Here is a 24,364-nt window from a genome sequence, read left to right as displayed (position 1 = left end):
CGCCGTTTCTTCAGCGGCGGGACGGCGGATGCGCCACTGAGCGGTGAGGGCGCGGCAGTGGACGCTCCTGCGGGCAGTGCCGAAGGCCGTGACGAGTCCTTCGGCCGGAACGGGACGCGACGCGTGTCCTCGGGATCGACGACGTGGAGCGCCCCGCCCCTCTCGCAGGAGGAACAGGCCCTGGTTGCCAAGGGTGACCGCCCCGCGCCTCGGCCCTGTACCGGGACCGCACGGGAGTGGCCGATTGGCAGGCCGTCCGGGTCGTCGAAGCGCAGGCCCGGTGGTTCGAGGACGTGGTCGGCCAGGCGGCAGAGCCTGCCTCGGCGTCGGATTCGCACTATCCTGCGCCATCCGCGCTGAATCCTCCGGGCTGCCTTCCGAGCCTCAATGAGGAGGAGATCCGGCTCATCGATTCGGGGAAGGTGATCGGAGCGGTCGCCTCTTTCCGTCGGCGGACCGGCTGCTCCTTGGCCGATGCGAAGGCGGCCGTTGATTCGTATCGGGGCGTGTGAAGCCCCGAGCCTCCGGGCTCTTCGCGCTGTTCCTCTTGCGCGCTTCGTCGCAGAAGGGCTATTCTGATGCGTCCGGACGGCTTCGGCCGACCCGGGGAGTTGATGAACTCAATAGGGGATGATCGGTTTCGACGGCGGTCGTCGATCGAGGGGAAGCGGGCCGAGAACGCGCGCTCAACTCGCAAACGCTGCGTGCAAACCAATAGGTGCCGAACAGAACCGCACCGACTACGTTCTCGCCGCCTGATTGCCGCGTGAACCTTTAGTCCGTCAGCCCGGGTGGTGCCCTCAGCCCGGTGTCTGGCGTCGTTCAGGGGGCCACTGGGTGCGGGCCATGTCGGTGGGTCCGCTCCGACACTCAATCGACTGAGCCCATCCAGCAGTAGGCCTGCATGACGTTGGGGGCTGAGAAATAATCAGCAGGATGCGCCCGGAGAAGACCTCGGGGTCGGCCGTCGGACGGGGGTTCGATTCCCCCCATCTCCACCAATCCGCATGATTACAACGAAAAACCCTCCTCGGAGGGGGTGCGTGCTACCTACGTGCTACATCGTTCGGAGAAATGCACCAACGGACCGCGTGGCGCCACCGTCGAAAGGTGGTCGCCATGACCTTGTACGGTCCCGTTATCGATACCCCCGATCTTCGTTGTGTCGCGAGTGCGCTCGCGGCCGGGGTGAGCGTCCTCGAGTCGAGTCATAAGGCTGGCTACTTCATTGGAAACGAGGAGGGCCTCGGCTTCGAAGGCGTGCTTCTTCGCTGTGTCGAGTTCATCCGGCGTGCCCGGCCCCCGGGGAGGGCTTGGAATCGTCCTCTCGGGCGTGTTTGAGCGCGTGGACGTGTGTGGGAGTCGTCGGGCCTATCGTGCGGCCTGCATGGGCCGTGTTGAGCTGGGCTCGTGGGTGAGGGTGTCATTCCGGCTGACACCCTCCGGGCCGGGAAGTAAGCCAAGTGACTCCCGGCCCGGAGGGGCCTTCACGCGGATGACGCCTCTTCGTTGATGACGGCGCAAGCGAATAAGCGTTACGTGCCCTCCCTTTAGCCCGTGAGTATGGCCCGGGCTGTTTCACCTGTTCACAGCCTGTTCAACCGCGCTCGTGGGTCCTCTGTGTGTGGAGGTCGCTATGCCTCGTGGAGCGCGAGGCAGGTGGGGGGAGGGGGATACCCCAAGGCCCCCACACCCGACCGCTACGCGTATGCGCCCTCGGACTGTGTACGGGTTTTCGGGATTCGGTACCGTGCCGTCCTGTGTGCGTGCGTGTGAGGGTGGGTGTTGGGGCTTCATGTGTTGGGGCAACGCGAGCACTGGGGAGGGGCCTTGGGATCGCGAAACATCTGCGCGGGCCGTCACGATGGGGTTCCACTATTTGGAAACCCCTCAGATGAGGGGGTCCACACTAAACGTGGACCCCCTGCGCCTCTGATGGTGGGTGAGTGGTGGCCCATTTCGGGCCGATAGGGGCGCTCGCGGGCCCGCTGTGGGCATCGCGTGAGGGCGGGTGAGTTTTGTGGTGATCTGCGCGCATGGGAGCGCTGGCGGGTGTGTGGGCGAAAATTTTGAACCCTGCGCGCATTTTTCAGTTTTCACCGGCGGTCCGGAGTCATTGTGCCTGGGGTTCCCCCCTGGGATGTGCGGGTGAATGGATGTGACTCAGAATCATCCCATCCCCGACGCGCCCACTGCCCTGGGGTGGGCACAATCCGCCTACTCGATTGGCTGTCGCGTCCCGTGGTGTGCCGTCCAGCGTTTGCGGTCGCGCGTGTACTCCTTGAGGGCGGTTGCTAAGCGTTCGGCGTCCTCGAGGTCGCGCACGACGATGCTCGGGATGTGGAGTGCGGGCCCGGCTTGTTCCCACTCGTCGAGAGTGTGGGCGGTCGGCCCGGTGATCGTAAGGTCGTGGCCTTCAATGGTCGCGACGATGCGCGCGCCGGGGGCTGGCCGGTGAATGACTGACATGGGAGGGTGATCCTTTCTCCCTGGTGGCGTATCCGCGAGCGCGGGCCGGTGAATGACTGACTTTTCCGAGGATGCTCGGAAAACAGGGCTGGGGAGGATCCGGGTAGGGGCATGGCACCCGCGCCCTTTTCGCGGGTGGCCTCGGCTTGGATCCTCGATCATCATCAATGAAACGCGGATCCCCAGCGCACGGGGCTCCCGCGAGCGCGGCCCGTTGAGTGAGTGTCCCGAGGTCGAAGGCTTGCCCACTCGTGATCCGGATCGGTGGAGTTGCTCGGCTCATGCTGCGCCGTCCTCCCATAGGGGTGCGGTCTGTGGTTCCGGTTCCGTACCCATAGTGTGGGAACTGGGAACTATCGCGGGAACCGCATTGGGGTGAGTAGTTCCGGGAACTGTCCGGGAACCGTCGGGAACCGTGGAATCATGCGGGAACTGTGCCGCCCGCCGTCCCGTTGTGGGGATAGTTCCCGGTTCCGTACCCATAGTGTGGGAACTGGGAACTGCATCCAACTCCGATTCCTTCCTCCGCTTCGCCTCTGCGAGCGCTTTCGCTGCGTCCTCCCGGCGAATGTGTAGGACGCTGCACGCTCCGGAGATGGTCATCGCGAACACGTTCGGATCCTCAAGCAGTCGGCGAACATGATCTTCGTTGGCCGCGCTGTCGGGGTTGCGCTCATTGTCGCCGGGCGCATACAGGTGCCAATTGAGCCGGTCGCCGTCCGTGTCCATGACGAAACGCGCTGCGAGCGGTTCACGCTCCTCTGTGCCCGTGGGGGACGCTCCGCGCAATCCCCCGAACCGATCCTTCGCAATCGAGATGTACGCGGCCCCGCCATGCCCGGGCGCGAACGGTCGACGCGCGTCCTTCTTGACGCGAAGGTAAGCGCCGTTCACCGCTCTGCGCTTCGCGGCCGTCCCAGTCGCTCCGAGTTTCGCCGTCTCCCGATTCTTCGGCTCATGATCGATAGCGACAACGGCGGCCCCGGCCGACGCAAGACGGGTGAACACCGCCCGATGTACGGCCGTATAGTCGTCGGGACTGTTTGAGTTGCCGCCCCGAAGTGGCACAACCTCGCCCACCGAATCGACGACGACGAGAGCCGGGCGGAACGTTGAGACGGCAATCGAGATCACCGCTTGTAGGTCCTGCCACTCGTCGGGCTCGGAGACGCGGAACCGAGTCCGGTCGACCACGGTCGCGAAGGGAACCCCGAACGCGAGTAATCGAGCACCAATCGCCTGTGCACCGTTATGATCCAGGTCGACGAATAGGGCACGCCCCCCATCGGTCAGCACCTCGGCAATGGCCGCGAGCGCAATCCACGTCTTGCCAGACTCGGACTCGCCAAACAGCACGTTCACCGCGTTGGCATAGAACAATCCGATACGGTCATCCCTGCGCATAACGGTGGGCTTGGGCGGCCGGTAGCCGTCGGCGAGCACAACCGCAAGATCGGTGAACAGCGGGTGCCCGTCCGAGTCGTGCCAGCCGTCCGAATCACCATCCTCACCGGGTGCGTAGTCCTCCCAGGTGTCGGGCTCGAGGTTCACGCCGCACCCCCCAACACGCGACGCCACGGGGACCCATCGGCATCAATGCGCTCACGGTCCGCTCTGGCTTGAGCCGCCCGCACGACATCGCCGCGCCGGTGACACAACTCCTCGAAGATCGGATTCGACGCCGCCCACTGGGCCACGGCAACGCCATGACGTTGAAGGCGCGCCATGTCCTCTTCTGCGGCCCGATACCCCTCCTCGAACTGCGCGCGATTAGTCTCCTTTAGGCCACGCGCGTAGCCCTCTTGGACTCCGATCATGTGGCCGAACGCTTCGCCCGCGTCAAAACCGTTGAGGTACATGGGACATCCGCGAGCCGCGCACTTCCATTCGCTCATTCGTCCGCCCCCTCGTCTGCGAGGGCGACAAGGCGAAGGGCGAGAATGTCGAGCCGTTCAACAATCCGCCGGACTTCCGATGAGAAACGCCCTCGCGTACCTTCGGCAACGGTCCGGCCGGTCGTCTCTGCGAGCCTGAGCGCGGATCCGTGGAGCGCATGCCACGCGGTTCGCTCCATGTCCTCGGGGGCCGTATGCTTGACAGTGGCGACGGTCGTCCCGCCCTTCGGGGTGGGGCGGCCTTTCTTCATGTGGTGCATAGTCACGCCGCCTCTCCGTTCTCGGAGAGTAGGAACGCGGGGATTCCGTACCCGAGGCGCTCGAACTCGCTGATGGGGATCCGGACGGCGCGCGCGAACCGGATCGTGTGGACCTCTCCACGGTTGATCGCGTTTCGGACGGTCGAGGGTGAAACGGATAGGGCTTTGGCGAAGTCGTCAACGGTGACGAACGCGGTCCGGGGCCCGGCTTGGGACTTCGGTGCAGACATGAAAGAACTCCCCTTTCAGGGTGCAGTGAGCCAACACCACGAGGGGTGTTCATTCGGCTGTCACTGCCCCACCTACTAGGGGAGTGCTGGGAACCTGTTAAGCCCGTTCCCAACCGGCTACCCGACATCGTATCCCACGGGGCGCCACGGCGTGCGCTAGACGCTCACGAAAGGGCAACGGCTCTCATGAATGTGTCGACGCTGATGCAGTAGCAGTGACGGGCCGCTAGGGCTTCGATAACCCTGTGAAACCTCTCCCGCTTCATCGTCGGGAACTCTCGCCCACATGAGCACGGGTGCAGAGCGTAGGTCGTCTCCCAGTCCTCGACACCCCAGCCGCCCATGTTAACTTGATCCAACATGACATATGGAGTCTCGGCTTCTTCGTCATAGCCCTCTCGCTTGCCGCCACTAATTCCATAGTGGGCGCCGTACTCGTCCGCCCAATCGCCTTGAAGTGCGGCGATAACTCGCGCGCCGTGCCGATGGTGCCATGGACTTCCGTTCGGACCGCCGTCACACACCACTTGCAACCACCTTCCGTCACGATCTTTAAGAGCGAAGCACTCGGAATCGTACGGTGGCTCAACTGGAACGCGACTCTTCGTTGACGAGAGTCGGGCGAAGGTCTCCCACTCGGATAGGGGCGCGGGCTGATAGAACGCGAGGAAAGCGCCATTGGGAGCAAGTCGATTGAGGTCGTCGACGTGAATCGTCCTCTCCCCCCGCGAGCGCGCTCGGTCAAGTAGTTTGGCCAGATCGGCGACCTCAGGCATCGCGAACGTCGGCCAACCGCACATGCAGGGGAATACCTGTACTTCGGGAATCAAGCCTTCCTTGATTTCTCCGTGCTCATCAATGCCGATACATCCGAAGAGCTTCGGCGCTTGCGAACGGTCGTGAGTCGCACGCGCAATCGCCCCAGGTGTTCCCCCGCGCGGCTCTTTGAGGACGAGACGCCACCCGGGAACGTCCTGCGCCTTGGGATCCTCTTCGGGAACGAATCGAGCGAGGATCGAAGCGCGCCGTTCATTGCTTCCGTTTCGAGCGTGCCAGATTCCGCGATCGCAAATAATATCGACGCGATCAACGCTCATGCCCGGAGCCTCTTCCTTGCCTCGTCGAGGTCGGCGACCTCTCCCGTCGTATTCGCGCGCCGACGCTCGGCCATGTTCGACACGATCTCTTGTTGATAGTCGGCGTCCTGACGCTGGTAGCGCATCGCCATTTCCGGTTTCGTCCACCCATAGCGGTCGAGGAGGGCCGCCGTCGTCGCGCCCGCCTGACCGAAGCGCGTCGCCGAGTAATGCCGGAAGGCGTGCCACCCCGCCGAACGGTCCTCGGGAATCTGTACCTCGGCAGCCTTGAGGGCGGTCTCAAGCCACTTCGTCGCCGTGTTGTCGCGCATGAACGAATCTGGGCGAGTGGCCGTCGTGAACACGGGGGACTTCAAACCCGGGCCCGTGAACTCTTCCAAGTGAGCCGCGAGCGCGTCCACGGTGTCGGCGGCTAGGTACACGTCGCGGCGCTTGTGTGTCTTCGTGGCCCCGAGTGCGAGGCCGCTCCCTTCTCGGTGGAGGGAGTGGAGGACGTGGACGACGCCGGTGCGCTTCACGGTGTCGAGGTCAATGCAATCACGGGTGAGGGCAAGCGCCTCATTGATCCTGAGTCCGGCATCGGCTTCGAGGATGACGAGGGCCCGGCCACGCGGATAGATCGCGTCGGCGATCGCGTCGATCTCATGATCCGCGAACAGGTACTTCGGTGGCTTGACGGGGATCGGCTTGCCCCCTCGTGGCACTTGGCACGGGTTGGATGTGAGTGGGCACTTCTTCGACTTCACGCCAAGGTTCATCATCGCGTTCATCGTCTGATAGCACGTCGCCTTCACGCCGTCGGGAAGGCGCTGATACCACTCAGTCACGTCCTCGTCGGTCACGTCAACGATGCGCATTGTCTTGAACGTCGGGTACACGTGATTCTCGAGGATCCCCTCACGCTTCTGAATGGTCTTGCGTGCCCACTTCATGACCTCGCGTCCGTACCTGATGTACTCGGTGCCCCATTCCTCGACGGTCATTTCACGTGCCTCGGCGTCGCGGGCCTCCTTGATCTGTGCGGCCTTGACAGCATCGGGGTGCTTCCATGTCCCGGCGGCGACCTCGGCCCCCACCTTGATGAGCCATTGCTCGGCCTCGCCCTGAAGGCGGAACGTGTGGGGTGCGAGGATGCGCGGGGCCCTGCCGTCCCCGGTCCATGTCGGATCGGGGAATGAGGCTTGCCAACGTCCGGAGTTGAGTTGCTTCCGGCTCCCGAAGCCGGTCCATCGCTTCGGGCGGCGGCCGCGCCTCTTGCCCTGAGAGGGGCCTGATCCGTGATTATCGGCGTTTCGTGCTACATCTCGGCCCTGATGGGGGGTGGACATGAAACCCATCTCCTCACCCTGTTATTGGAATCATGCGGAAAAGTCGGGGTTAGTAGCACGTTGGGGGGTGCTACCTACGTGCTACATCTCCAAGGGGAATCCTAGCATTCGGTGGGACTCGGTGGGCTATAGCGCGAAGTAGGAATCCCGCGCGATTCCAACGAAAAGTGAAGAAATCGGCGCGATCGCACCAATCCGAAAAGTGCCCAAAATTGGCGATTTGGAGAGTCCCCCCATCTCCACCATGTGTACTCGACTTTTGATACGAAGATGTGAGTACGAACTGAACCCCTTGGGTTCCGCGTTTTACAAGGTATTTCGCGAGATTCGAGGGGTTCTTTGTTTTGTTGCGACGATTGGGGTCGGTATTGGTCACGACCCGTGACGGTGAGATTCTGGTGTTTGACCAGTCCGGGGCGACTTGAGCCGGGGTGGCGTCAAAAAGTATGGGCCTACGTCAAAAGGTTCATGGTAGGCGTCACAAGTTATAGTGTCTTCTGGGAGGCTTTTAGTTGTTCGTCTTGTGAGACTCGCGTCTCTTGTAACCTCACTGGAGTGCCAAATAGCTTGCCTCACGTTTAGTGATTGCTGTTATGGGACTGAGAACCACTGGCTTGCTTCGGGATCGCATCGGTGGTGGTGTTGTGTGCACACTGCATCTGTCGTTTCTTCATGGGCACGCCCCAGTCAACGGATGACGGTCGTTGAAAAGATGACGTCGTTGTACCAGTTCAACAGGAACTTTTGAAAAGTCCCAGGCTCAATATGCTGAGCCTGGGACTACATCGTAAGAGAATTTCGCTTTATTCGCCGTCGCGCTCCTTGCGGTAAGCCTGGTATTCCGCTAGACGTTCCTTGTATTTGCCGATATCCTCCGGCTGGATTGGCCCGGGGTAGTCGTTGGCGCGGAACCACGCATCGGTACCGCCGTCAAGGAAGATAACCGAGCCACAGAGGAAGTTAGCGGCAGGGGAGAGCATGAAGATCACCCATTGTGCGATGTCTTCAGGATTGCCGAATCCGCCGACTGGAACAGGGAAGTCGAGGACAGCCTGCGCGGTTTCTGGGGTGGCAAGCTGCTTGTCGATCATCGGAGTGCGGATAGCGCCGGGTGCGAGTGCGTTGAGGCGGATTCCTGATCCGGCCCATTCCATCTTGGTAGCGGTCGATCGGACCCAGTGTGCTAGTGCAGTCTTGGAACCTGCGTAGATCGCGGTTGCCGGACTGTGGGTCGACTTGGCGACTTCGAGTACTCGATCGAGGTCACGATCGTTGAATGCCTGGATGAGTTCCTTCGGCAGTCCGGGAACTGTGGTGGTCGAGTTAGAGGAGAAGACGACGACCTTCGAATCGATACCTTCGGCGAGCAGATCGCGGATACCTTCGAGTAGCTCAACGACGCCCCAATAGTTTACCTTCGCGATGAGCTCTTCGCGTCCAGGGATCGGGCCGAGACCAGCGGCAAGGGCGGCACCTTCGAGGCGCCCGCCACTCATCTCGTGGATTTTTGCGATTGCCTCATCGCGCCCTTCCTTCGTGGAAAGATCTACGGTGATATCAGCATAGTGGAGGTCAATACCGATGACGCGGTGGCCTGCCCAGCGAAGATGATTAGCGGTTGCTTTACCCATTCCGGATGCGACTCCGGTTACTACATAAACTCCCACAATAACTCCTTGAGATTAGGTGGTGGCATTTGCCTTTAGAGTCAGTATAGCGACATCTCTGTGACGTGGATTGAAGAATAAGAAGTTCGTTGCCCGTAGCTCCTCAATGTCTTTCGGATCCTGTTCCTTCTTCGGAATCCGAGTAGTGATAGCGCCGTATAGAGGAAGACGACAATGCGTTGATCCTCAAACAAATGGGTATTGTCTCGTCCGCTAGATACGTGCTTTGCAGTGAATGTGCGATGCTGAAAACGTGGTCGACTAGTTTTGCGGTTAACCACACTCTTTGACGAATTGTATTCGTCGTCGACTCAAATCAAACAAGAACATGGATAAACGTTGGATTGGCAGCGGCTCGACGATAAGAAGGCGTCGAGAATCAGACATTATATTCCCGGTCTTGACTTCACAGATCATGCGACCTATGAATGTACTGAACCCTGAAAGTTGGACGGTTATTTGTTCAGTTTTAGGGTAGGGGGTGTTATGCGTCCTGATAGTTCGTTGTCGGTGGAGCAGCGAGAGGCGGCTGTTGATTCGTTTGAGGCGGGGTATGGCTCTCGAGCCACAGCGAGAAAACTTGGGTTGCCGTTTCGGCCGGTGAATCTTCTTTATGACAGGTGGGTTCTGCATGGGAGAATGGCGCTTGTGGCAGGTGATACGAAAGCTGTTTACTCGTGGGAGTTCAAGCGCTCGGTTGTTGCTCGTTTTCTTGCTGGTGAGAGTGCGAGGCAGTTGGCGGCAGAGTTTAATTTTTCTTCGGTTGATATCGTGTATTCCTGGGTGCGGGTGTGGCGTTTAGCTGGTGATGAGGGCTTACGCCCAAAAAGGCGTGGTAGGAAGCTGAAAACGTTGATTGCTAGCCCTGATCCCGAGAGGAGCGCGACGGTTCCGGATGCTGCGTTAATTGAGGAGAATACGAGGTTAAAAGCAGAGGTATCGTATTTGAAAAAATTACGAGATCTGAGGGATCAGGGGCAAGGCTGAAAACCCGTGTGGTTGCCACTCTCAGATCTGAATACCCGTTGCCGGTACTGTTACAGGTAGCCAATCTGGCGCGATCGACGTTCTATTATCAGCTGGGGCAGATGCAGGCTCAGGACCGGCATGTGAAGTTGAAACAGGCGATTCGGAAGATTTTCGATAAAAGCCATCAGCGTTATGGTTATCGCCGTGTTCGGCTTCAGCTGCTGCGTGATGGGTGGTGTGTGTCGCGCAAGCTTGTTGCTAAGTTGATGAGGCAGCTCGGTTTACGCTCTAAAACGAGGAAGCGTAAGTGTTACAACTCTTACCGCGGTACAACGTCACGTCGGGCTGATAATCATTTAGATCGGCGGTTTGCCACGGAAAAGCCGAATCAACAATGGGTCTCCGATATTACCCAGTTCCAGATCTCGGGGCAGAAGCTGTATTTGTCTCCGGTGATGGATTTGTGTGATCATTCGATTCTTGCTCACACTCTTTCGGTGTCTTCTACAACGAAAGTGTCCGCGTTGAGCCTGAAAAAGGCTTTTCGTGTAGCGGGTGATCCTGAAGGTGTTCTTGTTCATACTGATCAGGGTTATCACTATCAGCACCAGTCATGGATCAGTCAGCTAGTTGAGCATCAGTGCGTTCAATCCATGAGCCGTAAGGGCAATTGTTACGATAACTCCGTGATGGAGAACTTCTTTTCTCACTTGAAAGAAGAAATGTTCAACAATGACTCATTCGCTTCCATCAGCGAGCTACGCGCAGCGATTGACGAGTACATACAGTGGTACAACACTGAGCGTATGCAAGAACGGCTCGGAGGGATGACCCCAAACGAATACCGGCAACACGCACTAACCACCATCGGATAGAATCACACTGTCCAAGAATTGGGGTTCAGTACAGAAGCGTTCTGGGTTTTGTTCCGTTTCTTATGTTGTTGCTATTGGCTCTGGTGTGTTGGTAGTTCGTTTAGCGTAATAGATTTGCTTTATTTCTGTTGGTGTGTGGTAGTCGATTGCCTTGTGTAGGCGTTGTGTGTTGTACCAGTGCGCCCGGTTCAGGGTGGCGAATTCGACATCCATGAGTGACGCCCATGATTGACTATAGATCAGCTCGCTCTTGTACAGCCCATTAACTGTTTCGGCTAGCGCGTTGTCGTAGCTATCGCCAACCGTGCCGGTAGAAGGCTTGATCCCGTAATCAGTAAGCTTCTCGTTATAAGCGATAGACACATACTGCGAGCCGTGATCACTATGGTGAATAAGCCTGTCTAGGTCTTGTTTCGCTCATGCTATGGCCTGCTCTAGTGCTTGTAGCGGTAGTGCCTCGGTTTTCATACTTGATCTGGTTGCCCAGCCCACGATCTTACGGCTGACGACGTCGGTCACGAAGGCTGTGTACACGAAGCCGGATAGGGTTCGCACATAGGTAATATCAGCGACCCACAGCTCATGGGGCCTACTGGCCTTGAAGCGGCGATTCACTAAATCCGGGCGCATATCCGGGCTATGAGCTGGGTTCGTCGTGATCGGTGATCTGCCACCCTCGTACCGCAAAGCCCGGCTTGACGCATCAACCTCGCTATGCGATCACGTCCACTATCCCAGCCCTCGCGTCTGATCGCGTGCCACATTTTACGACCCCCATACACTGAATAATTCTCCCTATGAATCCGCTCTAGCTCGCTGATCAGTAACTGATCACTCACATGACGGGCAGCTATCGGGTGTGATCATGCAGCATAATAGCCACGAGAGGTAAGAAACACTCCATCATGGTGTTCGCGTAGCACCCAGCATATCCGCCAGGCCCCTAAAATCTTTGCGATATTCATCAATAAACGCGATCACTTTGTTCCGGGACGGTCGAGCTCTGCCACGAAAAAAGCCGATGCCAGCTTCAAAATCTCATTGGCTCGTTTCAACTCTTGATTCTCGCGTTTAAGCCTTTTATTCTCAGCCAGCACGTCACTAGGAACACCAGGCCTGACACCCACATTCTATTTGTTCCTGACGCCACCAGCGATCCAGTGTCTTATCCGAGACCCCTAACTTGGGAGCAATATCTTTAATCACCGTGCTCACAACCAAATCTGGCTGTGAATCAACACGATCTTCAACAAGCCGAAGAGCCCTCACTCTACACTCCGGCAGAAATGGTTTAGACATGTCCCAATCCCCTCAAAAAACCAGGAACAAAACCCAGGACACTTCAATCGACTCCTCCACCCCACAGGGAAAGAAACACATAAGCGTCGCAATTACATGGCTTTCTCATCGTTGGGATGCAGGAAAGTCGGGTGTGCCCCCACTACCCGAGGGAAGCAGGGGCACAGTCCTTTCAGCCAGCGACTACTTCACACGACGCCGGGTCGCCACAAGCGCCGCGCCCATCAGGAGCATCGCACCTGCAAAGCCCGCGAGGTTGCGCGAATCGGCGCCTGTCCACGCAAGCTTGCCGGAGGAAGCGGGCGGTTGGGTCGCCGACTGAGGTTCCGGTTGCGGCGCTGGGACCCCACTCTGGTTGTCTGTCGGAGCACCAGGGGCGGGCGTTTGCTTTGCCTCGACCGTCACTGTCGCCGTCTTAGCCACTTTCGCACCCTGCGAATCAGCAACCTCAAACTTCAACACATACGTACCCGGCTTGGACAGGTCCAACCCACCATCATCAACAAGCTCAACCCGATCAGTAATCACACCATCTTCAGCATCTTCAGCCTTCACCACCAAAGACACTGGATCAAACTCGTCACCAGCAGCAACCGAGGCATCCTTCACCTCCAAAGACGGAGCCTCATTCAAAGCCACCATCTTCATATTCACCGTCACTGTCGCCGTCTTAGCCACTTTCGCACCCTGCGAATCAGCAACCTCAAACTTCAACACATACGTACCCGGCTTGGACAGGTCCAACCCACCATCATCAACAAGCTCAACCCGATCAGTAATCACACCATCTTCAGCATCTTCAGCCTTCACCACCAAAGACACTGGATCAAACTCGTCACCAGCAGCAACCGAGGCATCCTTCACCTCCAAAGACGGAGCCTCATTCAAAGCCACCATCTTCATATTCACCGTCACTGTCGCCGTCTTAGCCACTTTCGCACCAGCCGAATCAACAACCTCAAACGTCACCGTATACTTACCCGGCTTGGACACATCCAACCCACCATCATCAACAAGCTCAACCCGATCAGTAATCACACCATCTTCAGCATCCTCAGCCTCAACCACCAACGACTTCACATCAAAATCATCACCAGCAGCAACCGAGGCATCCTTCACCTCCAAAGACGGAGCCTCATTCAAAGCCACCATCTTCATATTCACCGTCACCACCGCCGACTTAGTCGCCTTCGCACCAGCCGAATCAACAACCTCAAACGTCACCGTATACTTACCCGGCTTGGACACATCCAACCCACCATCATCAACCAGCTTCACCTGATCAGTCAGCACACCATCTTCAGCATCCTCAGCCTCAACCACCAACGACTTCACATCAAAATCATCACCAGCAGCAACCGAGGCATCCTTCACCTCCAAAGACGGAGCCTCATTCAAAGCCACCATCTTCATATTCACCGTCACCACCGCCGACTTAGTCGCCTTCGCACCAGCCGAATCAACAACCTCAAACGTCACCGTATACTTACCCGGCTTGGACACATCCAACCCACCATCATCAACCAGCTTCACCTGATCAGTCAGCACACCATCTTCAGCATCCTCAGCCTCAACCACCAACGACTTCACATCAAAATCATCACCAGCAGCAACCGAGGCATCCTTCACCTGCAAATCGGGGTGCTGATCCCACTTCGCGGTGAAGGACATATTGCCATCGACCTTGAGCTTGTCCGTCGACTTGTAGGTCTTGCCCTCCGTGTTGTCGTCCGCCCATCCCATGAAGGTGTAGCCATCGCGGGTCGGGGTGGGGAACTCTACCGTCTGGCCGTCAAACTGGGTGCGGCTGATCCGATCCGTGCTGCCATCGACAGCTCCGCCATCGAGGTTGAACACGACCTGCCTCTCGGTATCCCACACCGCGTGAATGACAACGTTGTAGTTAGGCATCGATCTTGACGAATCAGCCAGCATCGACACCCCGGCGGAGTCCCATGCCCATCCGCGGAACACGACGTCATCACCCAGGTCGGAAGGCTTCGTGGGCGTAGGAAAGTTCAGATCTGCGATAGCCTGACCGTAGGGCACGGTCAGCGTGTTCTCGGCGGAGTAATCGCTGTCGGCCTTGGGAACGCGGGGATCGTTATCGAGGAAGAGGCTAAACTTCTGCCGCTTGTATTCGAGGCGCAGGTAGCCGTTCGTGTCACGCCTTGTGCCGTAAAGCGTGCGGATGAAGGTCAGCGGAGCAGCGTCGCCGCGAGTAGCGTTTACCCTATCGAAACCCGTTTGACTCCTCACCGCTTTCTGCTGCTTCTTCGGGACGACCCGATCGAAGCCCTTGATCTCGGGGACAGGGAACGAATATCCGGTCCAGGATGTATCGGACTTCCAATACGAGAGCGCCTCATCCACAGGGAACTGTCTCGGCTCGAGCCCATCTTCAAAACCTTCCAAAGCGAAATCCACGAAGACCGGGTGAGACGCAGTGTTGAAACTGATGCCCATCGCGATGGTGTGATCGGTGTAGCTCACGCCGGGCCGGGAGACCGAGGTTGCCCTCTTCCCCGCGTATTGGATGAACTCGCTATACGTGAGCCGGTACGGAGGAGTATCCAAGTAGTTTGCAGAACTCTCTCCGGTCATGATCTTCCAACCGGTCAGGCCGAAGCCCCGCTTCCCTTCGCTGGGCACATTCACGATGTCCTTGTCGAAGGGCCAGGCGTCGCCAAACTCCTGGCCGAAGCGCATGCGCACCGTGTAGGGGTTCGTCGTCGCATCATAGGTGGTGCCATTCTTCGAGATGACCGGATCGAACGTATATTCTGACTGATTGCCTTTCTCGAAGACCACGTCGTAGACCTCGCGGTCGAAGAAGACGTTGTAGACGTTCTTCTTGTCGGCGCTCAACGGGCGGATCGCGCTGTCGTCGTTAGCGTTCTGCGCTGTCGTGAAGTCGGCGTTCAGATGGTAGAGCTTGGCGAACAACTCGGGATTCGACGAGGTGGCCAGTTCAATATCAGGGAACTGGACGCCGCTCGGATCGACTGTCAGGAGGCCGGGTACATGCCCCTCGGCACCCGTGAAGTTCTTCAGGCCGATGTATTCATACTTATCGCCGATGGAGCCGACGTTGGCCTCATCATAGTCGGCGCGCTCCGACCAGAATTGGACAGTGTATGGAATATTCTGAGGGGCTGCCTCATTGGGTGTAGCGTGAGCACCGCCAGGCAAAACAATCAACAGAAAACTAAACAAGGCCGCGAAAAGCAAGCGTGCCCTAGACGTGTTGCGCATGGTGGCTACCCCGGTTGTAGGCGAAATAGAATACATACGGTACTCTACCCGTCTCGACCCACAAAAGCTGAACTGTCCGCAGATTCTGCAACGCTCGCAACCGAAGCCGCACCCGCACCCGTCCCCACGCCCTATCGATACCCCTGCCACCTGCAAACGGCTAGAATGAAGAACCACGAGCTCACGGGAGGAAACATGCCCGATCATCGCGCACTCATCATCGTCGACGTCCAGCCGACCTTCTGCGAAGGCAGGGCCCTGGGCGTGGAGAGCGGCAACGCATTCGCCGAGCGCATCGCCGACTTCGTCACCGACAACGCCGACGAATACGACCTCATCGTCACCACTCAGGACTGGCACGTGGACCCGGGCGCCCACTTCTCCGACCTGACCGTCCCGTCAGCGAGGAACGCGGGGAGGCCGCCCGAGCAGAAATGGACGAAGCCGGGTGTCTGAATCTTTTGGTACGGAGTAGACGGTTTTGGTTGACCCAGCATTTGCGTGGCCGTGAAAGCATCTAGATCCTCAGCACTAAGTCTCTAAGTCTACGAAATCTTGCACCCAAGCTGGCCGTCTTGCACCCAAAACGGTGCCTCTGCACCCGAAATCAGGCTTGTATTAAAATGAGAGTGTAAGTAACTAAGTGCCTGCTGGCGTTGATACACTCACGCGCCAGCAGGCATTTTGTCGTTTTCTTGTGGCATTTTGTGCCCCGCGCGTGAGAGTTCACGGTTTTCGCGCAAAACTCCTGGTTAGAGCGTTTTGATGCGCGTGAGAAGTGCCCGGATTGGGGCACTATCGCCTGCTTGGGTGTACATCATGTTGTGGGAAGCCGCCCTGGTCGACCTCGCTGGACCAAGCTCGGCCGTGCCTTGCCGAACTAGGTGTTGGCCGGAGCGTACGGTGTCGTGCGCCGATGGAGCGGTTGCGTCTAATCAGCCAGTGTGCGGAAGTGGTAGCCGCCTTGGTCCTGCCATCCCAGCGAGCGGTACAGGGTGATGGCTCGAGCGTTGTCTGCCTCCACTTGGAGTACCCCGGTACGGGCTCCGAGTTCCCGCCCCATCAAGGTCATGGCGGTCATCATCTGTCGTCCCAGGCCCATCCCTCGCATCCGGCTCAGAACGAGGAGATCGGAGACGTCGTAGAACTCGCCTGCTGCGCTGACTCGTCCTCGGCCGATGGGTTCGTGTTCATTCCAGAGGGTGAGGTACTTCGCCGGGTGGGCGAGTGTGACCTCCAGGGCGTGGGGATTGTCGTGGAATCTCTGTGATGCGAGTGATTTCCATCCTTGGGTGGGTGTATCGGTCCATTCGGCCGAGACCCCCGCGGGCCACTGCACATCCCCAGCCGCTACGTGTGCCGGAAGTGTCTGGACGAGTGCTGGAACTGACCAAGCGTAGTCTGCGTGCTCGAGAGCATCGTCGAGTTCCTTGTTGACGGGCGTGGCTCCGGTGTCGATGGTGCTTCCTGGAACAAACGAATCTGCTCGCTCGGCTTGCGCAGGAATCCTCTGCGGGATCTCCGCATGCGTCAGGAGCGGGATCTGGTACTTAGGGGAGAGCCCGCGGGATGCGTAGGAATCCTTTACGTGCTTGATAGCCTCGGCAATGGGCACGCCAGGTTTCCCGACGGGAAGAGCGCTGTTCGCGCGGCTGGTGTACCCGCCGCCGAATCGGAGGATCCAGTCGCCCAGGTGCTCCTGGGACAGTCCCGGCCAAGCCTGTCCCATGCCCACGTGAATGCGCTCGAGCTCTTGCATGGGCCTCTCCTATCAGCATCGTTGTCGGAAGCATAAACTACCGCCTAGGTCCTGATGTTGGACCAGTCGGGCGAGGGCGGTTTGGAGGACCTGCTCGAGTTGCTGGTCGTGTAGGACTGACAGCATGGTCGAGTGCGGGGTGCGGTATCTGCCTCTGGCTGTAATGACGAAACTTCGATTTGAAGAATGACGAACTGTAGACTTCATGCATGACTGATTATCGACCTCGAGTGGTGGACGGCGAGCTGAACCGGCGGATGGCGGCGATGGGGGCTGTGCTCATCGACGGTCCCAAGGCGGTCGGGAAGACGTGCACTGCTGTTGAGGTCGCTGCCTCGGTGTTCAGGATGGATGTCGATGAGGCGGCTCGCGCAGCCCTCGAGGTGGCGCCCGAGCAGCTGTTCTCCTCCCCGGCCCCGATCGTCTTCGATGAGTGGCAGGAGACCCCGCGTCTGTGGAATCTTGTGCGTCGCGCTGTCGACGACCATGACGGGAGAGGCCTCTACGTCCTCACCGGCTCCTCTCGTCCGCGCGATGACGCGCGGGTCCACTCGGGTGCGGGACGGATTGCGCGCTTGCGCATGCGGCCGATGACCTTGTTCGAGACCGGGCATTCCACGGGTGAGGTCAGCTTGCAACGTCTCCTGGACGGGGGCGATCCCGTGGGTGCGAGTTCTGGCCTGAGCATCGATGGACTGTTGGAGCGGATCGTGGTCGGCGGGTGGCCGGACCTGCTCGACGTCGGCGAGCGAGAGGCGTCATTGTGGCTGAGCGATTATCTGCGAACGCTCGCCGAGGTGGATGTCCCGGGACTGGGCCCCCGGCGAAACCCCGGCAACATCACACGACTCCTGGCCGCTCTTGGGCGGTCTGCAGCGACTCCGCTGAATCTGACGTCACTCGCGAAGGACGTCGGCGGGGCCAGGGGGCCGATCGCGTCGGAAACCCTCGCGAACTACATGGATGCGCTGGAACGCCTCATGCTCATCGAGCCCGTTCCGGCCTGGCGTCCTCATATGCGTTCTCGGACCCGGCTGCGCGCATCCGCCGTTCACCACTTTGTCGACCCCTCGCTGGGGATGGCGGCCTTGGGGGTCGGGACTCGGCAGCTGCGTCAGGACCTCAATGCTGCGGGCTTGCATTTCGAGTCTCTGGTCATGCGCGACCTGAGAGTCTACGGCCAGTCCTTAGGCGCAGCGCTGGCCTCTTGGCGCGATTCCCAGACAGGGCACGAAGTCGATGCGGTGCTCGAGCTCCCTGACGGAAGATGGGCCGGGATCGAGGTCAAGCTGGGAGAGTCCGCAGCAGATGCTGCTGCGGCTTCACTACTGCGGATGGCCGGCAAGATCGATCATGAAAGACACGGCGAGGCGGCTGCGCTCATAGTGGTGACAGGAGGCCGCTTCAGCTACCGGCGTCCCGACGGCGTCTGTGTCGTCCCCATCACGGCTCTCGGTCCGTGATAGCCGCTTCGGGACGCACTCTGAGCGGGCGCGTCCTTCACGGCGTTGCACGCAATCCGAGAAGTGATGATTCTTGATGTCGATCGATTGGATGGTGGACACGAGCGCGTTCCCTGAACAAGCAACACGCGGTCGCGAGCAGGAATGAGTTCGACACGTGCCGCCCAAGCTCCACCTGTGTGAAGTCCCGGGACACTGTCGAACAATGCCCCGGGACTTCCTCGTGTCAGCATCACGCCACCCGGGCGGCAATCGCATGAGCATCGAGCCCTCACCGCACCTGGAACGATCCGGTGGGGATGGTCCGGCCGGGGGCGGCCTCTTCGTCTCGACAGGCGGCTTGGGCGAGCCCGTCCCCAGGAGATTTGAGGGGCGAAATATGACACCGAATCGCCCGGGGTGTTGCGGGGGCTCTGGACTAGAATCAAGCGCATGTCAGCGTTGACATGCACTAGAGGGCGATGCTCGTGCCGGCTGAGCCGCTGGGCGATTGAGTACTCCGCGCCATCTGAGCACTCCGCGCCATCGAGGAACCTCGGCGGAACGATCCGTAGAGGGAACGGTGTTTTTCCTGATCGCGGTTCCGGCATCGGTCGCTCTCTGAGTTACCACCCTCACGCAGAATCGGAGAAAGCATAAGGATGCGCCCGAACAACTGGAGAGCCGCGACAGCGGCGTGCGCGATTCTCATGCTCGTCGGTTTGACGCCGGCCGGGCATGCCGCACCCACCTACACCTATACGCCGATCGACCCGAGCCGCATGGTCGCGGTGGCGACTGACTCGATCGAGACCACGGGCGAGGGCGCCAATGGAGCCCTCGAATTGGTGCTTGATGGGAATACCGACACGTATTGGCACACGAAGTGGCAGGGCGGGTCTGATCCGCTTCCGCACTGGTTCGTCATCGATCTCGGACAGAAGGAAGAGGCGCTCGGCCGCGTCACGCTCACCCCCCGCCAGTCCTCCAACGGCTCGGGCCGCGTGGGGGAGTACGCGGTTGAGGTGTCGACCGATCCGAACTGCCAGGTCGCTGAGAATGCTGCGGCTGCGCAGTTCACTCAGGTGGCGAGCGGTTCCGTTCCCGCCGCGCCCGAGAACGGGAAACTCGCCCCGGTGGTGATTGATTTTGATGAGCCCGCGCCCGCCCAGTGCGTGCGCGTCACCTACAAGTCCTCCTGGGGCGGCAACGATGCGCCGGAGCAGGTGGCGACCCTCGCCGAGTTCGGGGCCTCATCCGCGAGCGAGGCGGAGGATCCTGGCGCGGATCCCTCGAATCCCGACGATCCGAATACCGGGGATCTGGGTGAGGGCCCGAGTATCGTCGTGCCGGAGGGCGCTGTGGAGATCACCGATGGTGAGCTCACTGTGCGAACGCATCCGGGCTTCCCCCAGATCGTCGATTACCGCTACGACGGCAAGCAGCTCGCCGGTCAGTTTGGCGATCCGCTTTCCGAGATCACGATTTCCGACCGGTCTTACAAGGTGACGGTCGGTGAGCCGGCGGTGTCTGCCGACCGCTCCTCCGTCACCTATCCGATGACGGTCCCCGGCCTCGAGGGTGTCACCCTCAACGCGATCCTTTCGGTGAAGGACGGTGCTCTCACCTACGAGCTTGCGGATATCACCGATCCCGAGGCGCAAGTCGGTACTATCGGCATCCCCGGGCTCAGTCTCGTTTCGGTCGTCGGAACGGATCCTGCGGCCCAGATTCTCGGCGCTGAGATCTCGGTGAACCGTGCGGTGTCCGGCGACCGCCTCGTCAATGTCGCGAATTCCGTGCTCAGGCCCTCTCGGGCGTACGCGGTAACGGCATCGAACTCCGAGCTTGCGGCCGGCTTCGACACCAACGCAATCGGTTCTGACGGCACTGCGCTCGCCGCCACGAATTCGCGTTTCATCTACGCCAGCTCGAAGGTCCGCGGAGTCAACGTCGGCACCGTCTCCCCGGGGACGTGGGTCCACCGTGCGGAGGAAGTCGCGAGCTATGACACGGGTTCTGGCATCGGTGTCGACCCGAATCCAATGGTCAAGGTGAAAGTCGTAGCGGATGCCAATGGAGATGCGAAGGTCGACTGGCAGGACGGGGCCACCGCCGCGCGCGAAATCCTCTCAGTCGCCAACGGCCGCGAAGACGTGAAGAACTACGTCATCATGCGCATCCCCTTCAACATCGTCTCCCAGGCGACGCACCCCTTCCTGCGCACCCTTGACGATACGAAGCGCATCTCCCTCGCCACCGACAACCTCGGCCAGGAGGTGCTCCTCAAGGGCTATCAGGCCGAAGGGCATGATTCCGCCCAGGGCGATTACGGCGGCAACTACAACGAGCGGGCCGGCGGCTTGGAGGACATGAAGACCCTCGTCTCCGAGGGCGGGAAGTGGAACGCCACTTTCGGCATCCACGTCAATGCGACCGAGTCCTACTCCGAGGCGAATTGTTTCGCGGACGCCGAGAACATGGACGTCAACGGCGTGGCTGCGCCCTGCGAGGTCGATCTTCCGCCGGGCAAGGCCTGGGGCTGGATGAACCAGGCCTATTACATGAATGAGCGGAAGGATCTCGCCTCGGGCAACGTCCTCAAGCGCCTTGACCAGCTGCGCGCGGATTTCCCCGCCGATTCGAACATGAACTGGCTCTATTGGGACGTCTACTACAAGCACGGCTGGCAGGCCCAGCGCTTCGGTCAGGAGATGCGCGACAGGGGATGGCGTCTGGGTTCGGAATGGGCGTACTCCATGCCGCAGTTCTCGTCCTGGTCCCATTGGGCGAACGATGAGGCCTATGGCGGCACGAATATGAAGGGCATCAACTCTCAGCTCATCCGTTACATCGAGAACTCCTACCGCGACACCTTCAACCCCGATCCGATGCTCGGCAATACCAATGTCATCGAGTTCGAAGGGTGGACCGGTCACACCGACTACAACGCCTTCATCACGAATGTGTGGCAGCGCAACCTCCCGGCGAAGTTCCTCCAGCAATCGGATATCCGCACCTGGGAGAAGGGCCGCATCACTTTCAAGAACGGCACCGAGGTCGTCTCGGCCCAGTCGTCCATTTCAGGTGCGGAAGTCCCTGTTCAACGGACCATTACCTACGACGGTTCCACGGTGTTCAAGCCCGGCGGCTCCTACCTCCTCCCCTGGAAGGACGGGGGGAGCGACCGCTTGTACTACTGGAACCCCACGAACGCTCCGCAGAGCTGGGAGCTCACCGATTCCTTCAAAGGGCAGGCCTCTCTCACGCTGTTCAAACTCACCGATACCGGCAGGGAGAAGGTTGCCGACCTCGGCGTGAGCGGCGGCTCGGTGAACATCCCGGCGACCGAGGCCAACACCGCGTACGTGCTGTACCCGACGAGCGCGGTCCCCGCGCCCAAGACCCCGAATTGGGGCCAGGGATCGGGTATCGAGGACCCCGGATTCTTCTCTGAGACCCTCGATGCGTACACGACGAGCGGTGCGGTGACGATCGAGCAGTCGAAGGTCAACAACTCCTTCGCGCAGCTCGGTGCGGGTGAGTCGTCCTTGGCTCAGACGATCACCGTCGAGCCCGGCACCTACTCCGCATGGGCCTGGGTGGAGATCGAGCCCGGGAAGACGCGGACGGTGAAGGTATCCGTGTCCGGCGAGGGCGTGAGCGCGCCTCCCGCCCAAAAGGGCGGGAACGGTGAAGCGGTGACGACCATCCATTCGTCCAGCGCGCTCAATGCGACGGCATCGGATGAGAAGCTGGGCACCTACTTCCAGCGCGTCCCCGTCCACTTCACCACGACCGGGACTTCGGTGACCTTGAAGGTCGCGGCCGACGAGGGCGACGCCCGCGTGGGGATCGATGATCTGCGAATCGTCGATCGTCCGACGCCGGAGAAGGAAGGCGCCGTGGGCGGCACCGTCGTCTTCGAGGATTTTGAGAACGTCGATACCGGCTACTACCCCTTCGTCACCGGCAAAGCGAACGCGGGCGGCGATGCGCGCACGCAGCTTGCCAAGCTGCACGCGCCCTTCTCCCAGTCCGGGTGGTACGGCATCGTCGACGACAGCCGTCAGGGGCTGAAGGGCCAGAAGTACCTGGACAACGTGTTGGACGGCCAGTGGTCCCTCCTCGCGCACCAGGAGAACGGCGGTCGGATTCTGCGCACCACGGAGGCGACGCTGCCTCTCGAGTACGGTCACAGCTACGAGATCAGCTTCGATTACCAGGCCGGTTTCGACGGCAGTTACAAGCTCGAGCTCGGGCATGACGTGGCAAGCGGTGCGGGCTGGGAAGAGGCAGTCGATCAGACCTGGGATGTTCCCAAGGCCCGAGGGACCGGGTGGACCGACGGCGTCGAGACGGGCGAGGGCACGGCGACCTTCGTGAGGAACTTCGCTGTGATGACGAGTGCTCCTGCATTCATCGGAGTGCGGATGACCGCTTCGCATTCGCAGGACGATCTCGTGATCGACAACTTCCGGGTGGTCGATCTGGGGATCCGTCCGGTTGTGTCGATCTCGGGAACCGCGCTGCCCGTCGGCGACTCGGACACGGCCGCAATGGACGTGACGACGACCGTCAGGCTCGCCGAGGGCGTCGTGACGGGTGTGAAGCATTCGCTCCAGGTGCCCGAAGGCTGGGCTGCGGAACTGGTCGCCGCCCCCGGTGACCGGGTGAGCGGGTCCGAGGAGGGCTCTCTCGATTCGGTTGCGACCTGGAGGCTCACCATGCCTGCCGGCGCCGATCCGGCTGATGTCGTCTTCACCGCGAGCTGGACGGACGCTGAGGGCAAGGCGGCGGAGGACTCCGACACCCTGCGAGTCGCCCCTTCCGCATTCCCCGAGCGCGACCTCTTCACTGGGCATGACGAACTTGAAGTCGTCGGCGTCTCCTCGGAGCAGACCTCGCTGGAACCGGCCCCGAGTGGCTTCGCGGATGCCGCCATTGATGATGATCCGTCGACCTACTGGCACAGCAAATGGTCCGACGGAGAGGACCCCTACCCGCACGAGATCGTCATCAAGGTGATCCCCTGCGCGCAGAGCGGTTGCACGATCAACGGACTGGAATTCATGCAGCGCCAGAACGCGGATAACGGCCGTGTCGGCGGGTACGAGATTTTCGTGTCCGAGGACGGCAAGACCTGGGGCGACTCAGTCGCGGGCGGAGAGTTCACCGGCGATCTCGCACCTCAGTTCGTCGCCTTCAATGCGGTGGAGGGCAAGTACGTCAGGCTCGTCGAGACGAGTCCGCTCTTAGCGGGTAAGAATTTCGGCGGCGCCGCGGAGATCCGCATCAGCGGGAAGACCTTGGCTTCCGCCGAGCCGGTGAGGGTTGACGAGGTCGTGGCGCCGAAGGCCACTGATCCGGCGACCTGTACGGTCAAGCCTTTCGTGACGATTCCAGCCACTGAGGGCGTGATCTATCGGATCGATGGCAAGGCGGTGAGTGCTGGGGGTTTCACCTACGAGTACGGCGGGACGCTGACGGTGACCGCTGAAGCCGCCGAGGGCTTCGCGATCGCGGATGGCCTGGAGGTCGAATGGACCTTCAGCGCGCCGAAACCGGAGGATTGCGCGTCCCCCGGTGGCGATGCGCCCGGTGGCGGTGACGAGCCCGGCCCGGGGGATCAACCGGGTGGGAGCGCTCAACCGCCGCTGACGCCCCCGAAGACCGCTCCGGGTGGGCGAGATTCCGATCTTGCCCGCACCGGCGCCGCTGCGAGCGCGATCATCCTGTCGGCGGCGGTGCTCGCCGGGGCAGGCGGAGTCCTCGCAGTTCGTCGTCGCAAGGCGGTGAGGCGCTGAGATCCCTCGGCG

General features: G+C 60.3%; 18 protein-coding genes, 1 other RNA gene and 1 pseudogene. 7 read left to right on the top strand and 13 right to left on the bottom strand.

The genetic code is table 11. The annotated features are described in order from the left end of the window. The first annotated feature begins 236 nt into the window (after nucleotides 1-236). Together HD592_RS08855 and ssrA are read left to right on the top strand one after the other, a co-directional pair. A complete protein-coding gene (locus HD592_RS08855) occupies nucleotides 237-512 on the top strand; it encodes a hypothetical protein (protein WP_184453451.1) in 276 nt (91 codons plus the stop codon). Nucleotides 513-626: 114 nt separating this feature from the next. After that, nucleotides 627-1,001: a transfer-messenger RNA gene (gene ssrA / locus HD592_RS08850) on the top strand. A 1,216-nt stretch (nucleotides 1,002-2,217) separates the two neighbouring features. On the opposite strand, the gene HD592_RS08845 is transcribed toward ssrA, so the two are convergent. From HD592_RS08845 to HD592_RS08810, 8 genes are all read right to left on the bottom strand, one after another. Further along, the gene (locus HD592_RS08845; RefSeq protein ID WP_184451500.1) at nucleotides 2,218-2,469 is read right to left on the bottom strand and encodes a hypothetical protein; all 252 of its coding nucleotides are present in this window, start codon (nucleotides 2,467-2,469) and stop codon (nucleotides 2,218-2,220) included. A 279-nt stretch (nucleotides 2,470-2,748) separates the two neighbouring features. Further along, the gene (locus HD592_RS08840) at nucleotides 2,749-4,020 is read right to left on the bottom strand and encodes an AAA family ATPase (RefSeq protein WP_184451501.1); all 1,272 of its coding nucleotides are present in this window, start codon (nucleotides 4,018-4,020) and stop codon (nucleotides 2,749-2,751) included. Further along, entirely contained in the window at nucleotides 4,017-4,328 is a 312-nt protein-coding gene (locus tag HD592_RS08835) for a hypothetical protein (protein ID WP_184453449.1), read from the bottom strand. The genes HD592_RS08840 and HD592_RS08835 overlap by 4 nt, the downstream gene beginning before the upstream one ends. A 32-nt stretch (nucleotides 4,329-4,360) precedes the next feature. Further along, the gene (locus tag HD592_RS08830; protein WP_184453446.1) at nucleotides 4,361-4,615 is read right to left on the bottom strand and encodes a hypothetical protein; all 255 of its coding nucleotides are present in this window, start codon (nucleotides 4,613-4,615) and stop codon (nucleotides 4,361-4,363) included. Nucleotides 4,616-4,626: 11 nt separating this feature from the next. Beyond that, on the bottom strand, nucleotides 4,627-4,854 hold the full coding sequence (locus HD592_RS08825) for a helix-turn-helix domain-containing protein (protein WP_184453444.1): 228 nt from the start codon (nucleotides 4,852-4,854) through the stop codon (nucleotides 4,627-4,629). 164 nt (nucleotides 4,855-5,018) lie between these two features. Next, on the bottom strand, nucleotides 5,019-5,951 hold the full coding sequence (locus tag HD592_RS08820; protein WP_184453442.1) for a hypothetical protein: 933 nt from the start codon (nucleotides 5,949-5,951) through the stop codon (nucleotides 5,019-5,021). Beyond that, nucleotides 5,948-7,279 carry a tyrosine-type recombinase/integrase gene (locus HD592_RS08815; protein ID WP_184453439.1) on the bottom strand — a complete coding sequence of 444 codons (1,332 nt, stop codon included), beginning with the start codon at nucleotides 7,277-7,279 and terminating at the stop codon, nucleotides 5,948-5,950. The genes HD592_RS08820 and HD592_RS08815 overlap by 4 nt, the downstream gene beginning before the upstream one ends. Nucleotides 7,280-8,082: 803 nt before the next feature. Then, nucleotides 8,083-8,910 carry an SDR family oxidoreductase gene (locus tag HD592_RS08810; RefSeq protein ID WP_221437865.1) on the bottom strand — a complete coding sequence of 276 codons (828 nt, stop codon included), beginning with the start codon at nucleotides 8,908-8,910 and terminating at the stop codon, nucleotides 8,083-8,085. Nucleotides 8,911-9,432: 522 nt separating this feature from the next. Here HD592_RS08810 and HD592_RS08805 point away from each other — a divergent pair. Continuing rightward, complete coding sequence (locus HD592_RS08805) at nucleotides 9,433-9,933, top strand: helix-turn-helix domain-containing protein (RefSeq protein ID WP_184453436.1); 501 nt, start codon at nucleotides 9,433-9,435, stop codon at nucleotides 9,931-9,933. Nucleotides 9,934-9,941: 8 nt separating this feature from the next. Beyond that, entirely contained in the window at nucleotides 9,942-10,790 is an 849-nt protein-coding gene (locus tag HD592_RS08800) for an IS3 family transposase (protein ID WP_184453434.1), read from the top strand. 60 nt (nucleotides 10,791-10,850) lie between these two features. Here the strand turns inward: HD592_RS08800 and HD592_RS12680 are convergent, their stop codons facing one another. The 4 genes from HD592_RS12680 to HD592_RS08780 form a co-directional block, all read right to left on the bottom strand. After that, nucleotides 10,851-11,153, bottom strand: a complete 303-nt coding sequence (locus HD592_RS12680) for an integrase core domain-containing protein (protein ID WP_184453432.1) — start codon at nucleotides 11,151-11,153, stop codon at nucleotides 10,851-10,853. A gap of 54 nt (nucleotides 11,154-11,207) precedes the next feature. Beyond that, nucleotides 11,208-11,420: a DDE-type integrase/transposase/recombinase gene (locus HD592_RS12675; RefSeq protein WP_407822385.1), complete on the bottom strand. Its 213-nt coding sequence runs from the start codon at nucleotides 11,418-11,420 to the stop codon at nucleotides 11,208-11,210. Then, nucleotides 11,405-11,572: an IS3 family transposase gene (locus HD592_RS12670; RefSeq protein ID WP_425503122.1), complete on the bottom strand. Its 168-nt coding sequence runs from the start codon at nucleotides 11,570-11,572 to the stop codon at nucleotides 11,405-11,407. Before HD592_RS12670 ends, HD592_RS12675 begins: the two co-directional genes overlap by 16 nt. A 700-nt stretch (nucleotides 11,573-12,272) precedes the next feature. Continuing rightward, complete coding sequence (locus tag HD592_RS08780; protein ID WP_184453426.1) at nucleotides 12,273-15,344, bottom strand: immunoglobulin-like domain-containing protein; 3,072 nt, start codon at nucleotides 15,342-15,344, stop codon at nucleotides 12,273-12,275. Nucleotides 15,345-15,539: 195 nt separating this feature from the next. On the opposite strand from HD592_RS08780, the pseudogene HD592_RS08775 reads away from it, so the two are divergent. Continuing rightward, nucleotides 15,540-15,731 (top strand): annotated as a pseudogene (locus tag HD592_RS08775) (isochorismatase family protein); the annotation flags it as partial. A gap of 544 nt (nucleotides 15,732-16,275) precedes the next feature. Here HD592_RS08775 and HD592_RS08770 read toward each other — a convergent pair. Next, the gene (locus HD592_RS08770; RefSeq protein WP_184453424.1) at nucleotides 16,276-17,103 is read right to left on the bottom strand and encodes a GNAT family N-acetyltransferase; all 828 of its coding nucleotides are present in this window, start codon (nucleotides 17,101-17,103) and stop codon (nucleotides 16,276-16,278) included. 209 nt (nucleotides 17,104-17,312) lie between these two features. Between HD592_RS08770 and HD592_RS08765 the strand changes: the two genes are divergently transcribed. Together HD592_RS08765 and HD592_RS08760 are read left to right on the top strand one after the other, a co-directional pair. Next, the gene (locus tag HD592_RS08765; RefSeq protein WP_184453422.1) at nucleotides 17,313-18,566 is read left to right on the top strand and encodes an ATP-binding protein; all 1,254 of its coding nucleotides are present in this window, start codon (nucleotides 17,313-17,315) and stop codon (nucleotides 18,564-18,566) included. A gap of 641 nt (nucleotides 18,567-19,207) precedes the next feature. Beyond that, nucleotides 19,208-24,352, top strand: coding sequence for an endo-alpha-N-acetylgalactosaminidase family protein (locus tag HD592_RS08760; protein ID WP_184453420.1), 5,145 nt, complete (start codon nucleotides 19,208-19,210; stop codon nucleotides 24,350-24,352). Nucleotides 24,353-24,364 lie beyond the last annotated feature (12 nt).

The sequence above is a fragment of the Schaalia hyovaginalis genome, assembly GCF_014208035.1.
GTDB lineage: Bacteria > Actinomycetota > Actinomycetes > Actinomycetales > Actinomycetaceae > Pauljensenia > Pauljensenia hyovaginalis.
The sequence above is the reverse complement of the archived record's forward strand: the minus strand, read 5'-3'. Positions and strand labels throughout refer to the sequence as shown.

Bases quoted from the DNA above. Each gene is read 5' to 3' on its own strand.
- HD592_RS08845 (WP_184451500.1), bottom strand. From the start codon at position 2,469: ATGTCAGTCATTCACCGGCCAGCCCCCGGCGCGCGCATCGTCGCGACC.
- HD592_RS08810 (WP_221437865.1), bottom strand. From the start codon at position 8,910: ATGGGTAAAGCAACCGCTAATCATCTTCGCTGGGCAGGCCACCGCGTC.
- HD592_RS08805 (WP_184453436.1), top strand. From the start codon at position 9,433: ATGCGTCCTGATAGTTCGTTGTCGGTGGAGCAGCGAGAGGCGGCTGTT.
- HD592_RS08835 (WP_184453449.1), bottom strand. From the start codon at position 4,328: ATGTACCTCAACGGTTTTGACGCGGGCGAAGCGTTCGGCCACATGATC.
- HD592_RS08820 (WP_184453442.1), bottom strand. From the start codon at position 5,951: ATGAGCGTTGATCGCGTCGATATTATTTGCGATCGCGGAATCTGGCAC.
- HD592_RS08780 (WP_184453426.1), bottom strand. From the start codon at position 15,344: ATGCGCAACACGTCTAGGGCACGCTTGCTTTTCGCGGCCTTGTTTAGT.
- HD592_RS08830 (WP_184453446.1), bottom strand. From the start codon at position 4,615: ATGAAGAAAGGCCGCCCCACCCCGAAGGGCGGGACGACCGTCGCCACT.
- HD592_RS12675 (WP_407822385.1), bottom strand. From the start codon at position 11,420: ATGCGCCCGGATTTAGTGAATCGCCGCTTCAAGGCCAGTAGGCCCCAT.
- HD592_RS08760 (WP_184453420.1), top strand. From the start codon at position 19,208: ATGCGCCCGAACAACTGGAGAGCCGCGACAGCGGCGTGCGCGATTCTC.
- HD592_RS08815 (WP_184453439.1), bottom strand. From the start codon at position 7,279: ATGTCCACCCCCCATCAGGGCCGAGATGTAGCACGAAACGCCGATAAT.
- HD592_RS08825 (WP_184453444.1), bottom strand. From the start codon at position 4,854: ATGTCTGCACCGAAGTCCCAAGCCGGGCCCCGGACCGCGTTCGTCACC.
- HD592_RS08765 (WP_184453422.1), top strand. From the start codon at position 17,313: ATGACTGATTATCGACCTCGAGTGGTGGACGGCGAGCTGAACCGGCGG.
- HD592_RS08770 (WP_184453424.1), bottom strand. From the start codon at position 17,103: ATGCAAGAGCTCGAGCGCATTCACGTGGGCATGGGACAGGCTTGGCCG.